A 14,483-nucleotide genomic window follows, 5' to 3' on the forward strand; every position below is an offset into this window, starting at 1 on the left:
TCATTGGGTCGGTATTCGGGGAAGCGGTCAGGCGGCGAGAAGCGTCTTCAGCTTGACGTTGCTGGCCGTCAGCGCGGCCGGATCGGGATGGGCGCGTGCGGCAATCAGCATTTCCGCCAGACGGATGTCGCGGGCGACCGCATTGCCGGGTCCGATGCCGCTTGCTGCGATCAGCCGGCCCTCGGCATCGAGATGGAAAAGGATGAAGGCCCCCTCGCCGAGATCGCGGCGCAGATGGGCAACCGCGCCATCGGCAAGCCCTGTTATCTGCAACGTCATCTCATACTGATCCGACCAGAACCACGGCACGGCGGAGACCGGCTCATCGGCGCCCAGCATGTTGGCGGCGGCAAGCGTGCCCTGTTCCTGCGCATTGCGCCAGGATTCCAACCGCACACGCCGGCCGCCATAGATTGTGAGTGGAAAGGAGCAGCAGTCGCCGGCAGCGAATATATCGGCGGCGGACGTGCGCAGCCGATCATCGACGGCAATGCCGTTGTCGGTATGAAGTCCGGCCGCTTCGGCAAGCTCGGTATTCGGCCGGGCGCCGATGCCGACAAGCGCCATGTCGGCCTCGACCGTCTCTTCGTTGGAAAGCCGGATGACGGCCTTGCCCTCCCGCTCGGTCAGGGATTCGATGGAGACACCGCAGCGCAGATCGACGCCCTCGGCGCGATGGCGCTCGGCCACGAGATGGGCGACATCCTCGGGAACGCCGCGTTTCAGCACGCGCTCCAGCCCTTCGACGAGAACCACATCGGCGCCGAGCTGACGCGCGGCTGCTGCGACCTCCAGGCCGATGAAGCCGCCACCGATGACGGCAAGCCGCTTGCCGGGCCTCAGCACGGCGCGCAGCGTCACCGCATCATGGTGCGTACGGAGCGACCGGATATGGTTGCTATCAGCAGGCGCATTGGGAAAGGCGCGAGCGCTGGCGCCCGTTGCAAGCAGCAGCCGGTCATAGTTGAGGCGATTGCCGTCTGACAGGATAACGGTATGGACCGCGGCATCGAGGCTGGTTGCCGTCATACCGGTCAGCAGGCGGATATTGCCGGCCTCAAAGGTCTCCCGTGCCGCGATGAATTTGGGATCGACATTGCCGGCAAGGCCAGCCTTGGAGAGCGGCGGGCGCTCATAGGGAGCGTGTGACTCGGAACCGACGAGCGTGATCTCACCGTCAAATCCCTTTTCCCGCAGTGCGAAGGCGGCGCGTGCCCCGCATTCCCCTGCCCCCAGGATGACAAAATGGGCCATGGCGCACCTCAGATCGCGATGAAGACGGCGCCGCCTTCGATCTTAACGGGATAGGTTTTCAGGTTGACGCAGACGGGGGCGCCCTTGGCCTCGCCCGTCTTGTAGTTGAAGCGGCCATTGTGCTTGGGACATTCGATGATCTCGTCCATGACGAGGCCGTCGGCGAGATGGATCTGCTCGTGGGTGCAGAGCCCGTCGGTCGCAAAGAATTCGTCGTCCGGACTGCGATAGACCGCGAAGGTGCGCCCGCCATGATCGAAGCGGATGACATCTTCCTCGTCGATCTCGTCCTTGCCGCAAACTTCGATCCAGTTTCCGTTCATCTCTTTTCCTCCCTCGATCTTGTTCTATTGAGCAGCCTACTGGGCTGCAGGCGCCAGCTCGGCGTGAAATTCCTCGCGATAGGGCCGCGCCGTTGCCGGCAGTTCCCGCTTCAGGAAATAGTCTTCGTTGCGAAGCTGGCGCAGGAAAGCCGGGATCATTTCCCTATAGCCGGACCAGATCGACGGATTGGGCGCCGGCAGGTCGTGCTTGATCATCGCATGCAGCTTCGGCAGCGCGTGGTATGGCACCATCGGGAACATGTGGTGTTCGACGTGGTAGTTCATGTTCCAGTAGATGAAGCGGCTGATCGGGTTCATGTAGACCGTGCGGCTGTTCAGCCGGTGGTCGATGACATTGTCGGCAAGCCCGCCATGCTGCAGCAGTCCGGTCAGCACGTGATGCCAGGCGCCATAGAGGCGCGGCAGGCCGATCAGCATCAGGGGCAGGATCGAGCCCAGGTAAAACGCAAGCGCAATGGTGACGGCGTAGATCGCAAGCCAGATACGCGCAATGTGGATCGCCTTCGGCTGCTCCATCTGAGGAATGAAGGTCTTTTCCGCCGCACTGATGATGCCGGCCGAATTTCGGACCATGTCGATGACGGCATGCCAGGCATCGAGAATGCCGAAGAAATTCAGGATCAGCCGAAAGAGATCGGGCGGGCGCATGACGGCGATCTCAGGATCGCGGCCGACGATGACGGTGTCGGTATGGTGGCGTGCATGGCTCCAGCGCCAGGTCACCGGATTGCGCATGATCATGAAGCAGGCGATCTGGTAGACGACATCGTTCATCCAGCGCGTCTTGAAGGCGGTGCCGTGGCCGCATTCGTGCCAGCGGCTGTCGGAGRCCGAACCGTAGAGCACACCATAGGCGAGGAAAAAAGGCACGGCGATCCAGGAGCCCCAGAAGAAAATGCCGAGCGCGGCAAAGATCACCATACTGCCGAGCCAGAGCGCGGTGTCACGGATCGCCTGGTCGTCGGAGCGCTGCATCAGCGCCTTCATCTCCTTGCGGGCAATATCGGTATGATACCATTGCGCCGCCGCAAGACCGGTTTCCACCGCCGTCCTGCCGCTCTCTCCCAAGAGGCTGTAATCGCGCTTCGTTGCCTCGCCAGCCATGGCTTCCTCCTCATCAGCTCTTGGATCAGGAGAATAGGTTGACTTCGAAAGGCGCTCAATGCAGGCTTGATATATTCTATCAAAAGCCATCAAAGACGGCTTTCATTCATGATTGAAAACCATCAGGAATAGCTATGCGCCGCCCAACCATCTCCGATCTCGCGCAGGCCTCCGGCGTCAGCGTTGCGACCGTCGATCGCGTGCTGAACGGCCGCCATCGGGTGCGCGAGGAAACGGCGCGCCGTGTCTATGATGCCGCGCAATCGATCGGCTACCACGCCATCGGCCTGATCCGGCAGCGCCTCTTTGAGGATCTGCCGCAATATCGGCTAGCCTTCCTGCTGCAGAAGCCGACGCAGCCCTTCTACCAGGCCTTTGCCCGCGAGATCGAAACGGCGGCCCGCAACGTCGCAACTGCGCGGATCCAGACGCAAGTGGAATATCCCGCTGCGGCTACGCCCGCCGCCATCATCGAAAAGATCAAGCTGCTGGGTGCCCGAAGCCAGGCCGTCGCGCTTGTCGGGCCGGATTATCCGGCCGTGACGGCAGCCGTCGAGGAGTTGAAGGCGCGCGGCGTTCCGGTCTTCTCGCTGCTGTCCGATCTCGCGACAGGGGTGCGGGACGCCTATGTCGGCGTCAACAACCGCAAGGTCGGCCGTACCGCCGCCTGGATGATTGCCAAAGCTGCCCGCCGGCCTGGCAAGGTCGCCTGCTTCGTCGGCAGTCACCGTTTTCATGGCCACGAGCTTCGCGAAATGGGCTTCCGCTCCTATTTTCGCGAGGAGGCGCCTGATTTCGAAGTGGTCGAAACGCTGATCAATCTGGAGACACCCGAAATCACCCATGAGGCGACACTGACGCTCCTGCAGAAACATCCCGATCTCGTCGGCCTCTATGTCTGTGGCGGCGGCATGGAAGGGGCGATCTCGGCATTCCGGGAAGAGGAGATCGGCGGCCGCATCGTGCTCATCGTCAACGAACTCACCGCCGATAGCAAGGCGGGCCTTGCCGACGGCATCGTCACCATGGCGATCGGCACGCCGCTGCCGGCGCTCTGCAAGGAAGTGGTGGCGTTGATGACCGGCGCGCTGGAAGAGGGCGAGATCACCATCCCTGGCCAGTCCTTCCTGCCCTTCGAGATCTTTCTGCCTGAGAATATCTAGAGCAATTCCAGCACAAGTTCGAAGCGGTTTTGCGCCCGGAATTGCGGAATGCTGAGAGAATGATGGAATTCTATCATTCGTGCAGAAAATCTAGCAGCGATGATAGAGTTTGATAGTGTCCAGCGGATGGATTGGGCGGCAAATTCCAGTAGAGATTGGATTAGTCATTCATAATGCTTCTCACGCATGAGGGGCGAGGAGGAGATTTCGCATGGCATCCATCCGTTTCGCGCTGAACCATATGGCGGCACCTTCGCTTCCGATCGAGTATTTCTTTGCGCTTGCCGCTTCGCTCGGCATCGACGCGGTGGAGATCCGTAATGATCTCTCAGGCAATGCGATTCTCGATGGTACAAAGCCTGAAGCCATCAAGGCGGCCGCCGACCGCCACGGCGTCGCGATCATCTCGATCAACGCGCTGCAGCGCTTCAACGAATGGAATGCGATGCGCGAGCGGGAAGCCCGTGAGTTGATCAATTATGCAAGGGCTGTCGGGTCGCAGGCGCTGGTACTGGTTCCCAAGAATGACGGTACGGGCCGCGTCGACGGCGAGCGCCAGGCCAATCTGCGCCAGTCGTTGACCGCACTTCGCCCCATGCTCGATGCCGCCGGCATCGTCGGTCTGGTGGAACCGCTCGGCTTCGAAATCTGCTCGCTGCGCTCCAAGGCGGAAGCGGCCGATGCGATCGAGACGCTGGGCGTGCAGCCGACCTTCCGGCTGGTGCATGACACGTTCCACCATCACCTTGCCGGCGAAACGTCCTTCTTCCCGCATCTGACGGGGCTCGTGCATATTTCCGGCGTCAGCGATGCCGCCGTTTCCGTCGCCGACATGCGTGATCCGCACCGCGTTCTCGTCGATGCCGATGACCGGCTTGGCAATGCCGGCCAGATCCGCGCTTTGCTGCAGGCAAGCTACAAGGGCCCCTTCTCCTTCGAGCCCTTCGCATCCGAAGTCCATATGCTGAAGGACCCCGGCGCCGCGTTGAAGGCGAGCATGGATTATATCGCCGCGAAGGTTTGAGACGCCTATTCGCGTCCGCGGAAACGGCGCTGATAGGCGGGGTCGTAGAGCGAGCTTTCGCGGAAATCCTCTGATGCAAGCGACCGGCCGACGAAGATGATGGCCGTGCGCTCGATCGGCTCGGCCGCCACCTTCTCCTCGATATCGGCAAGCGTGCCGCGCAGGATACGCTCGTCCGGCCAGCTGGCTTTCACCACGATGGCGACAGGGCAATCGGCACCGTAGAGCGGCGTCAGTCCAGTCACGACCTGAGCCAGCGCATGGATGGCGAGATGGATTGCCAGCGTCGCCCCCGTCGCGCCGAATTTTTCGAGCGTCTCCTCATTCGGCATCGGCGAGGCGCGACCCGAGACACGCGTCAGAACGAGGCTCTGCGCCACGGCGGGGATCGTCAATTCGCGGCCGAGTGCTGAGGCCGCTGCCGCAAAGGCTGGAACGCCCGGCGTCATCGTATAGGAGATGCCGTGTTTCTCCAGCCGGCGGATCTGCTCGGCAACCGCGCTCCAGACGGAGAGATCGCCCGAATGCAGCCGCGCCACGTCCTGGCCGGCATTGGCGGCATCAAGAAATACGGCCTCGATCTCGTCCAGCGACAGCGGTGCGGTATCGACGATGCGCGCCTCCGAGGGGCAATATTGCAGGAGCTCGGGCGAGACGATGGAGCCGGCATAGAGGCAAACAGGGCATTTGCCGATCAGGTCGCGTCCGCGCACCGTGATGAGATCCGCTGCACCCGGTCCGGCGCCGATAAAATGAACGACCATTCTTCTATTCCTTGGTCCAGCGCCATTGGGTCACGGGCATGGCCGGCCGCCAGCCGCTCATGCGGCCGACGGGTGCGGCGCGGGCGATTTCGATTTTCGTCAGTGCGCCGCCGCGCGCCGCATATTCGGCGAACAGCAACGCTTCCATTTCCAGCGTGACGGCGTTGGCAACGAGCCGACCTCCCCGCTTCAATGCTTTGATCGCGGCATCCATGACGCCGGTCTCGCTGCCGCCGCCGCCGATGAAGATCGCATCCGGTGCGGGCAAGCTGGCGAGCGCAACAGGTGCCGTCCCCTCGATGAGGGCAAGCTGCGGCACGCCGAATGAGACGGCATTGCGGGCAATGCGGGCAGCCCGTTCCGGCGCCTGTTCGATGGCGATTGTTTTCAGAGACGGATCGGCCAGCATCCATTCGATACCGACGGATCCGGAACCGGCGCCGATATCCCACAGGAGCTCGCCATGGCGCGGCGACAGCGCCGATAGCGTGACGGCGCGGACCTCTCGCTTGGTGATCTGTCCGTCATGTTCGAAGAGATCGTCGTTGAGACCCGAACTATAAGGCAGGATGCGTGCTCCTGGCGCTGCCACGATTTCCAGCGCGCAGACATTCAGCGGGTCGATCGTGTCGAGGTCGAAGCCCGATGCCGTCGTGCTACGGATGCGCTCGCGTCCGCCGCCAAGCGCTTCCAGGACCGTCAGGCGTGTTTCGGGGAAGCGGTTGGCGACAAGCAGGTCGGCCAGCGCCTGCGGCCCTTTCTCGTCAGAGGTCAGCGCCAGAATATGCCTGCCGGCATGCAGGTGCGGGCGGATGAGGTCGAGCGGGCGTCCGTGCAGCGACACACAGGCCGTCTCTTGCAGCGGCCAGCCGAGACGCGCCGCAGCAAGACTGAACGCGGAGGGTGCCGGGATGGTGTGCATTTCGTGTGCCGCGATATGGCGCGACAGCGTCGCCCCGACGCCGTAGAGGAAGGGATCGCCTGATGCCAGCACGACGACGGGCGTGCCGCGCCGAGCCTCGATCGCCTCGACCGATTTTTCGAAGGGGCTCTGCCAGGCAAAGCGTTCGCCGGTGATCAGTCTATCGGCAAGTTCAAGATGGCGCGCACCGCCGAAGACGGCGGGTGCAGCAGCGATCCGGCGCTTTGCCTCCTCGCCAAGCCCGTCTGGACCATCTTCGCCGATGCCGATAAGAGTGAGCCAGCGCGGGCAGGAAGGGGAAGTGTCAGACATGGAGAAGACCCGTATTCTGATCCTCGGCGGCACCAGCGAGGCGCGCAGGCTCGCCGCAGAACTGGCCACGCGGGAAGAGTTCGACATTCTCCTGTCGCTGGCGGGCCGCACGCAGGCTCCCGCCCAGCAACCGGTTCCCGTCCGTATCGGCGGTTTCGGCGGTGCGGAGGGGCTGGCGAAATTCCTGACGGAAGGAGGCTATCACCTGCTGGTCGATGCCACCCATCCCTTCGCCGAGCGCATTTCGGCCAATGCCGCCGTTGCTGCTGAACGCACCGGTATCCACGCGCTCGCGCTCGTTCGCGCTGAATGGATGCCCGAACCGGGCGATCACTGGCATATCGTTGCGGATATTCCGGCGGCGATTGCGGCACTTGGCCCCGCCCCGCGCCGCGTCTTTCTGGCGACCGGACGACAGGGCGCCCATCATGCCGAGGTCGCCCCACAGCATTTCTATCTGGTGCGCAGCGTCGATCCCGTCGATCCGCCGCTTGCCCTTGCCGATGTCGACTACGTCCTCGACCGTGGTCCCTTCACGCTCGAGAGCGAAATCGACCTTATGCGGCAGCACAGTATCGACGCCGTCATCACCAAGAACAGCGGTGGCATGGCGGCCTATGCCAAGATCGAGGCCGCACGCCTGCTCGGTATCAAGGTTGTCGTGATCGCCCGCGCGCCCGCTGCCATCATGACGTCGGTCGAAACGGTGGAAGCGGCGCTCGAGGCGATCGATCATCTCGTCTCCCCGGCCATGAAGCGCGGTGTATAGATCAGATCCGGCTGTCCTTCACGGGCAATCACCCGGGTCTCGGGTGAACCGATGATCACGCAGGTCGCCATATCGGCAATGGCGGCATCGGCTCCTTCAAGCGGCTGCACGGTAATCCGCTCGTCGGGTCGTCCGGCCGCGCGGCCGAAGATGACGGGTGTAGTGGCCGGCAGATGCCGGCGCAGCAGTTCAAAGGCGCTGCCGAGCTGCCAGGGGCGGGCCTTGCTGATCGGATTATAGAGGGCAATGACAAAACCGGCTTGTGCCGCTAACGCCAGACGGTTCTCGATGACGGTCCAGGGCTTCAGATTATCCGATAGCGACAGTGCGCAGAAATCATGCCCGAGCGGTGCACCGACGCGCGCGGCAACCGCCAGCATGGCGGTGATGCCGGGCAGAACGGTGAGATCGACGCCGCGCCATTCCGCCGGCCCCTTGTCGATCGCTTCACAGACGGCAGCGGCCATGGCAAAGACGCCGGGGTCGCCGCCGGAGACGACGCAGACATCAGCACCCCCGGTGGCGAGCGCCAAAGCAGCCCCTGCCCGGTCCAGTTCCTCGCGATTGTCGGAAGCATGGCGGGTCTGGTCGGCGCGCAGCGTCAGGCGGTCGAGATAGGGTCCGTAGCCGAAGAAATCATTGGCGGCTTCAACGGCGGCCAGTGCTTCCGGGGTCATCTGCTCCGGATTGCCGGGACCGGTGCCGATCACAAATAGCCGGCCGCTCATCGGCGGGCCTCCCAGCCGGGCACCAGCACCAGCGAGAAATAGGGCGCATCGCCCTCGCCGCGTTCGGCAAGCTTGACCATTGCGGCATTTGCCATGGTGCCGCGTTCCACATAGAGCGCGTCGCCAAGACGCCCTGCAGCCTCCAGAGCACGGCGGATCTTCGGCAGGTTGCGGCCGACCTTCATGATGACGGCGGCTTCTGTATCGGCAAGACGCCGGGTCAGCTCCTGCTCGCCCATCGTGCCCGGCAGGACGGAGAGCACGTCGTCGCCCTGGACGATCGGCATGCCCGCCAGCGACCAGCAGCCGGACATGGCGCTGACGCCGGGAATGACTTCGGTCGGGTAGCGCTGCGACAGCCGCACATGCAGATGCATGTAAGAGCCATAGAAGAGCGGGTCGCCTTCGCTCAGCACCGCGACCGTGCGGCCTGCCTCAAGCTGACGGGCAACGGCATCGGCGGATCTATTGTAGAAATCGGTGATGCGGCTCAGGTAGAGCGGGTCGTCCTTGTCGAGCTCGGTCGTGACAGGATAATAAAGCGGCAACAGTTCTATGTCGGGCTTCAAGAGATGCTCGACGATTGCCTTGCCATTGCCGCTTCTGCCCTGCTTGGCGAAATAGGCAATCACGTCGGCACCCTCGATTGCGCGCACCGCTTTGATGGTCAGAAGCTCCGGATCGCCAGGCCCGGTGCCGACGCCGATCAGACGGCCGCTCATAGGCCGGGCCTCGAAAGCGCATTGATGGCGGCCGCCGTCATGGCGCTTCCGCCGAGCCGGCCGCGCACGATCGCATAGGGAACGCCATAGGAGTTTTCCGCAAGCGCATCCTTGGATTCGGCAGCCCCGACAAAGCCGACCGGCATGCCGATGATCGCCGCCGGTTTCGGTGCCCCGTCGCGCAACAATTCGAGAAGATGGAAGAGGGCCGTGGGTGCGTTGCCGATCGCAACCACGCTGCCGGGGAGCCGGTCGAGCCAGAGATGGATAGCGGCAGCCGAGCGGGTATTGCCGGTCCGATGGGCAAGCTCGTGGGTGCGCGGATCATGCAGAGTGCAGATCACCTCGTTCTGAGCCGGCAGCCGGGCTCGCGTCACACCATGCGACACCATCTCCGCATCGCAGAAGATCGGGGCGCCATCCTGCAGGGCGATGCGCGCGGCATGGACGAAATCGGGTGAAAAGACGAAATTCTGTGCGGCTTCGACCAACCCGCAGGCATGGATCATGCGGACAGCAATATCGGCTTCCTCGGGCGAGAAACGCGAAAGATCGGCTTCGCTGCGAATGATTGCGAAGGAGCGCTCGTAGATTGCGTCTCCGCTGCGGATATAATCGTAGTCTGGCATTGCTATTCCTGTTGCAGCGCCTCGGCGAGGCCGTTGGAGCCAAGCCTTTTCAGGCAATCGGCGCTCGACTCGCCGGCGCTTCTTTTGTCTTTGATCAGCCGGGCGAGCCTCTCTATAGCGAAATCGATCCGTTCGCCAGCAATCCTTGCAGCGGGTCTGTCTGCCGCGAGACCGTTGACGATGAAGCCGTAACCTTCGCCCGTACCGACAATCGCGAGATCCGCGCACCGATGCGCGCAACCCTTCGCACAGCCCGAAAGGTGAAGCTTCAGCGAGCCGTCGAAGAGCGCGGGAACCTGGTCGATCAACCGGCTGGCGAGAGCCCTGGTATCGTAGAAGGCCGAGGCACAGGCCCCTGCCCCGGCGCAGGCGGCGACCTGCTCGGTCGGCTCGTTCGCCGTGACGCTGAAGCCATGATCGGCGGCTACTTTTTGAATAGTCGGCATTGCCGTCTCGGCCAGACCAATCACGAAGAAACCACGATCCGGGGCCAGCCGGATTTCCCGTGCGCCAGCGCTTTCAGCTGACGTGAGAAAGGAGAGCAGATCGGCGGCTCTTGCCTGACCGAACGTCAGGCGCACGCCGAGTACCGTGCTGCCATTCCCTAGTCTCGTGACACCGACGAAGGACGGTTTCCTTGGCGCTGGCCGGGTAGATCGGATGCTATCGATCTGCGGATAATGGGCGCGCAGTATTGTTGCGTCGATATCTCGGGCGCGTGTCCGGCGGCCCCCTCCAATCAGCATCTGGAGAAGATCGCCGACCGCATTGACGGCGGCATCTGCACTACAGAGGGCCAATGGCATCGCGCCATCTTCGTCGCCGGCGATTGAGACCAGCCATTGCCCGGCGGGCTCTGCGACGATGCGGATATCGGCAACGAGCGCGGAAAGTGAAAACGGACCGCCCCCATCGATCAGGATGGAGAGTTTCGGAGCAAGGTGCGGAGAGCTCAGAAGGTCGCCGAGCTTGCTGCGCAGTTCCGCTTCCATGTCCGCCGCATCGGCGATCTCGTCGGAATCGATGCCGTGCAGCGGCGACATCTCAATCGCCACGCCGTCAGGTATAATGATGCCGCTAGCATCGATCTCGGTTGCCAGCGGCCCAACGGAGCCGGTTTGAAGACCCCGGATCTGCAAATTGCCGCGGGCGGTGATTTCAAGAATACCGTTTCCATGTCGCGCCGCTCCCGAGGCCAACTGCTGGAACTGGGAGATCGTGAGTGCGCCGCCCGCTGGCCGCAGGCGAACGAGCAGACCATCGCCGGTTTGCATGGGGGCTGCGAGCGCCGGGCAGGCGCCACGGTGCATGCCTGTTCTCTCAGGGCGTTCTGCTTCCAAGATCTTGCCGCCAACGCTGCGCATTCAACCATCCTTTGGCCCATGTCTTACATGATCGCGCCGGATGCAGCAAAGCGAGATCGGGGTTGGATATGGGGACGGCTACTCTTCGAAGTCCCGTCCCTTGCGCAGGAGATAGATATCCATGATCCAGCCATGCCGCTCGCGCTCTTCGGCCCGGAGCCGGAGGATGTCGTCAGCGATATCGCCAAGCCGGCCCGAGCGGATCACTTCGTTCTCCGTGCCAAGATAGGCGCCCCAGAAGATCTCCGCATCGGGATCGTCGATCTTCGAGAAAGCCTGTTCGCCATCGAGCATGACGATGGTGCTCTCACGCGTCAGCCCCGTTTCGCTCAGCCGCCGGCCGGTGGTGATCTCGACCGGCTTGCCGACGAGATTGACAGGGATGCGATGGCTTGCTGCCAGCGCCTGGATGCTGGTGATCCCGGGAACGACATGATAGTCGAAGGAGCAGGCACAGGTGTTGCGCACCCGTTCGATAATGCGGATCGTGCTATCATAGAGGCTTGGATCGCCCCAGACGAGGAAGGCACCAGCACCGTTTTCCGGCAGGTCGCCGATCAGTCCTTCATAGATAAGGGCGATCGCAGCATGCCAGTCGTCCACGCTCTGGACGTAACTCCGGTCCTGGGTTGCGCGCTTCGGTACCTCGAATTCAACGATGCGCACAGCTTCGCGGGTCAAATATCGCTCGCAGATTTCCCGGCGAACCTCGGCAAGATCCGCCTTTGCGGCACCCTTGGTCGGGATGAACACGACGTCTGCAGCGTTCATGGCGTTGATCGCCTGGATTGTCAGATGTTCGGGATTGCCCGTTCCGATACCGATGATGTGGATATGCCGCACGCTTTCTGCCTCGCGATTTCCAGCGGTTTGTGCCGCCAAAGCAGGTCTTTGGCAAGGGCGCACCCAGGAGTTGGCCGCGGCCAACTTTCTAACTGTGTGGTTTGCGAACCGTTTATTGTCGCCATCCCCGAATCATGTCATCTTCGATACGCTTTTTGACGCTATGTTGAAAGAAAAGCGCTTTAAGAAGGGGCAAGTGTTTTGGACAACATTAGCGTATCAGCGACGGACGTTCGCATCGAACGGCACGCCACGCAGCTTTCACGCCAGCTGAAGCTGCTGCGAGAAAGGCTCTTCCCGCCGCTTTCGCAAAAGACGCTCCGGACATTCACCTCGGGTGAGGCGGCGCAGATGATCGGCGTCTCCGATGGCTATCTTCGCCAGCTGTCCTTGGATGGTAAGGGTCCGCAGCCGGATGTCTCGCAGAATGGCCGTCGCTCCTACACGCTCGGCCAGATCAACGAGTTGCGCCAACATATGGCGAAGATCAAGCCGAAGGATGCGCTCTCCTACCTGCCCCGGCGCCGCGACAGCGAGAAGCTGCAGACGATTGCGATCACCAATTTCAAGGGCGGTTCGGCCAAGACGACGACGACGCTTTATCTGGCGCAGCATCTGGCGCTGGAAGGCTATCGTGTTCTGGCGATCGATCTCGATCCGCAGGCCTCGCTCTCCTCCCTGCTCGGCGTTCAGCCGGAATTCGATCTCGGCGATGGCGACACGCTCTATGGTGCGATCCGCTACGATGCGCAACGACGTCCGTTGAAGGATATTATCCGTAAGACCTATTTCGACGGTCTCGATATGGTCCCGGGCAACCTCGAACTGATGGAGTTCGAGCATGAAACGCCGCGTGCCTTGAGTGATCGTCAGAAGCCGGAGGAGCTATTCTTTCGGCGCGTCGGCATTGCAATCGCCGAGGTTGAGGCGGATTACGATATCGTCGTCATCGACTGCCCGCCACAGCTCGGCTATCTGACGCTCGGCGCCGTCTGCGCCGCCACCTCGCTTCTCATCACCATCCATCCGCAAATGGTTGATGTCGCCTCCATGTCGCAATTCCTGTTGATGACGTCCGACCTCTTGTCGGTGGTGCGCAAGGCCGGCGGCGACCTGCAGCATGATTTCATTAAATATGTCGTCACCCGCCATGAGCCTTTTGACGCGCCGCAGTCGCAGATCGTGGCACTCTTGCGCAGTCTCTTCGGGGATGATGTGCTGACGGCGACCATCCTGAAATCGACTGCAATTGCCGATGCTGGCCTGACCAAGCAGACCCTTTATGAAATTGAAAAGGGGCAGGTTCGCCGCTCCACCTATGACCGGGCACTGGAATCGGTTAACGCCGCCAACGGCGAAATTATCACCAGCATCCATAAAGCATGGGGCCGCGCATGAGCAGACGAGATCGACTGAAGGGATTGTTCACCGACACGGCGCAGGAGTTGGCCGCGGCCAACTTCGAGGAAACCGCTGCGCGCGGTGCCGCCGGTCCGGTGCGCACCATGGCCCWGACACTCGGCCGCATGGAGGAAGAGAGCAGGGCGATGGAGGAGGCCCTGCTGTCAGGCGAACATATCGTCGAACTCGACCCTGAGCTGATCGATTCGTCCTTCATCCGCGATCGCCTCGCTGATGAGCCGCTCGATCTCGAAGACGAACTCGTGCAGTCGATCGCCGAGAACGGCCAGGAAGTGCCGATCCTGGTGCGGCGCAATCCGCATCACGACGGGCGCTACCAGGTCGCCTATGGCCATCGCCGCCTCCAGGCCGTCAAGCTGCTCGGTCGAAAGGTGCAGGCCGTCATCCGCAAGCTCGACGATACCGATCTCGTGATCGCCCAGGGCATCGAAAACTCGGCGCGCCGCAATCTGTCCTATATCGAGCGCGCCGTGTTCGCGCTCAATCTTGAACTGAAGAAGTTCGATCGCCCTGTCATCATGAAGGCGCTCTCGACCGACAAGACGGAACTGTCGAAGCTCATCTCCGTGGCAAGGGCTATTCCCGCCGATATCATCCAGGCCGTCGGAGCCGCCCCCGGTATCGGCCGCAGACGCTGGATGGCGCTTGCGCAGGATTGGACTGAAGCCGCGGCCTCACGTCTGACCAAGCTGATTGGCTCTTCCACCTTTAACGCCGTCGAGAGCGACCGTCGCTTCGAGCTTGTCATCGCCGAGCTTTCGAAGAAGGAAGAGACGAAGCCCGAGGGCACTGAATATGACTGGAAGCCTGCCAGCGGCGGCAAGATCGCCGGCCGCATCAAGAGTTCCGGCTCGTCCTTCACCATCGCCCTGAAGACCGGTGATGCGCCGGATTTCGGTGCCTATCTCTCTGGTCGTCTCGATGAGCTCTATGACGCCTATAAGGCCGGGAAAGCCGATTGAGGCTGAATGGAGGGGGCGAACCGTTGCCCCGCGTGCGCGCAATACACCAACGCTCGTAAATGGTCCCATCAGAAAACCCGGTGGAAACTTCTAGGGCGGGGGGATCACGTCATTGTCCGTGTCTTTGCGCCATGAGATAACTGACGGAAGAAAACGC

15 protein-coding genes are annotated in these 14,483 nt (G+C 62.3%); 5 read left to right on the top strand and 10 right to left on the bottom strand.

Going from position 1 to position 14,483, the window contains the following annotated elements:
• Positions 1 to 27: 27 nt before the first annotated feature.
• From AC1DTN_RS33070 to AC1DTN_RS33080, 3 genes are read right to left on the bottom strand one after another with little or no spacing between them, the layout of a single operon-like run.
• On the bottom strand, positions 28 to 1,254 hold the full coding sequence (locus tag AC1DTN_RS33070; protein WP_477924346.1) for an NAD(P)/FAD-dependent oxidoreductase: 1,227 nt from the start codon (positions 1,252 to 1,254) through the stop codon (positions 28 to 30).
• Positions 1,255 to 1,262: 8 nt separating this feature from the next.
• Complete coding sequence (locus tag AC1DTN_RS33075; protein WP_113320291.1) at positions 1,263 to 1,577, bottom strand: MocE family 2Fe-2S type ferredoxin; 315 nt, start codon at positions 1,575 to 1,577, stop codon at positions 1,263 to 1,265.
• Positions 1,578 to 1,613: 36 nt separating this feature from the next.
• Positions 1,614 to 2,702, bottom strand: a complete 1,089-nt coding sequence (locus tag AC1DTN_RS33080) for a fatty acid desaturase family protein (RefSeq protein ID WP_477924347.1) — start codon at positions 2,700 to 2,702, stop codon at positions 1,614 to 1,616.
• A 134-nt stretch (positions 2,703 to 2,836) separates the two neighbouring features.
• Here AC1DTN_RS33080 and AC1DTN_RS33085 point away from each other — a divergent pair, with 134 nt between their 5' ends.
• Positions 2,837 to 3,865: a LacI family DNA-binding transcriptional regulator gene (locus tag AC1DTN_RS33085; protein ID WP_113320293.1), complete on the top strand. Its 1,029-nt coding sequence runs from the start codon at positions 2,837 to 2,839 to the stop codon at positions 3,863 to 3,865.
• 211 nt (positions 3,866 to 4,076) lie between these two features.
• The gene (locus AC1DTN_RS33090) at positions 4,077 to 4,889 is read left to right on the top strand and encodes a TIM barrel protein (protein WP_477924348.1); all 813 of its coding nucleotides are present in this window, start codon (positions 4,077 to 4,079) and stop codon (positions 4,887 to 4,889) included.
• 5 nt (positions 4,890 to 4,894) lie between these two features.
• Here the strand turns inward: AC1DTN_RS33090 and cobM are convergent, their stop codons facing one another.
• Positions 4,895 to 5,653, bottom strand: a complete 759-nt coding sequence (cobM, locus tag AC1DTN_RS33095; protein WP_477924350.1) for a precorrin-4 C(11)-methyltransferase — start codon at positions 5,651 to 5,653, stop codon at positions 4,895 to 4,897.
• Positions 5,654 to 5,657: 4 nt separating this feature from the next.
• Positions 5,658 to 6,887: a precorrin-6y C5,15-methyltransferase (decarboxylating) subunit CbiE gene (gene cbiE, locus AC1DTN_RS33100; protein ID WP_477924351.1), complete on the bottom strand. Its 1,230-nt coding sequence runs from the start codon at positions 6,885 to 6,887 to the stop codon at positions 5,658 to 5,660.
• On the opposite strand from cbiE, the gene AC1DTN_RS33105 reads away from it, so the two are divergent.
• Positions 6,886 to 7,656 (top strand): cobalt-precorrin-6A reductase, encoded by a 771-nt coding sequence (locus AC1DTN_RS33105; RefSeq protein WP_477924378.1) that lies wholly within the window; start codon positions 6,886 to 6,888, stop codon positions 7,654 to 7,656. The two genes, cbiE and AC1DTN_RS33105, sit on opposite strands and share 2 nt — an antisense overlap.
• On the opposite strand, the gene AC1DTN_RS33110 is transcribed toward AC1DTN_RS33105, so the two are convergent.
• The 5 genes from AC1DTN_RS33110 to cobF all read right to left on the bottom strand — a co-directional run bounded on the left by AC1DTN_RS33110 (position 7,620) and on the right by cobF (position 11,942).
• The gene (locus tag AC1DTN_RS33110) at positions 7,620 to 8,384 is read right to left on the bottom strand and encodes a precorrin-3B C(17)-methyltransferase (protein ID WP_477924353.1); all 765 of its coding nucleotides are present in this window, start codon (positions 8,382 to 8,384) and stop codon (positions 7,620 to 7,622) included. The two genes, AC1DTN_RS33105 and AC1DTN_RS33110, sit on opposite strands and share 37 nt — an antisense overlap.
• Entirely contained in the window at positions 8,381 to 9,106 is a 726-nt protein-coding gene (locus tag AC1DTN_RS33115; protein WP_477924355.1) for a precorrin-2 C(20)-methyltransferase, read from the bottom strand. Before AC1DTN_RS33115 ends, AC1DTN_RS33110 begins: the two co-directional genes overlap by 4 nt.
• Positions 9,103 to 9,735, bottom strand: a complete 633-nt coding sequence (locus tag AC1DTN_RS33120; protein WP_477924356.1) for a precorrin-8X methylmutase — start codon at positions 9,733 to 9,735, stop codon at positions 9,103 to 9,105. The genes AC1DTN_RS33115 and AC1DTN_RS33120 overlap by 4 nt, the downstream gene beginning before the upstream one ends.
• Positions 9,736 to 9,737: 2 nt before the next feature.
• Positions 9,738 to 11,099: a precorrin-3B synthase gene (gene cobG, locus AC1DTN_RS33125; protein ID WP_477924357.1), complete on the bottom strand. Its 1,362-nt coding sequence runs from the start codon at positions 11,097 to 11,099 to the stop codon at positions 9,738 to 9,740.
• 78 nt (positions 11,100 to 11,177) lie between these two features.
• The gene (gene cobF, locus AC1DTN_RS33130) at positions 11,178 to 11,942 is read right to left on the bottom strand and encodes a precorrin-6A synthase (deacetylating) (RefSeq protein WP_477924358.1); all 765 of its coding nucleotides are present in this window, start codon (positions 11,940 to 11,942) and stop codon (positions 11,178 to 11,180) included.
• Between the two features lie 201 nt (positions 11,943 to 12,143).
• On the opposite strand from cobF, the gene repA reads away from it, so the two are divergent.
• Together repA and repB are read left to right on the top strand one after the other, a co-directional pair.
• Positions 12,144 to 13,340 (top strand): plasmid partitioning protein RepA, encoded by a 1,197-nt coding sequence (gene repA / locus AC1DTN_RS33135; protein ID WP_477924359.1) that lies wholly within the window; start codon positions 12,144 to 12,146, stop codon positions 13,338 to 13,340.
• Positions 13,337 to 14,326, top strand: coding sequence for a plasmid partitioning protein RepB (gene repB / locus AC1DTN_RS33140; protein ID WP_477924360.1), 990 nt, complete (start codon positions 13,337 to 13,339; stop codon positions 14,324 to 14,326). Before repA ends, repB begins: the two co-directional genes overlap by 4 nt.
• Positions 14,327 to 14,483 lie beyond the last annotated feature (157 nt).

Source organism: Rhizobium sp. 01T444 (assembly GCF_056398305.1).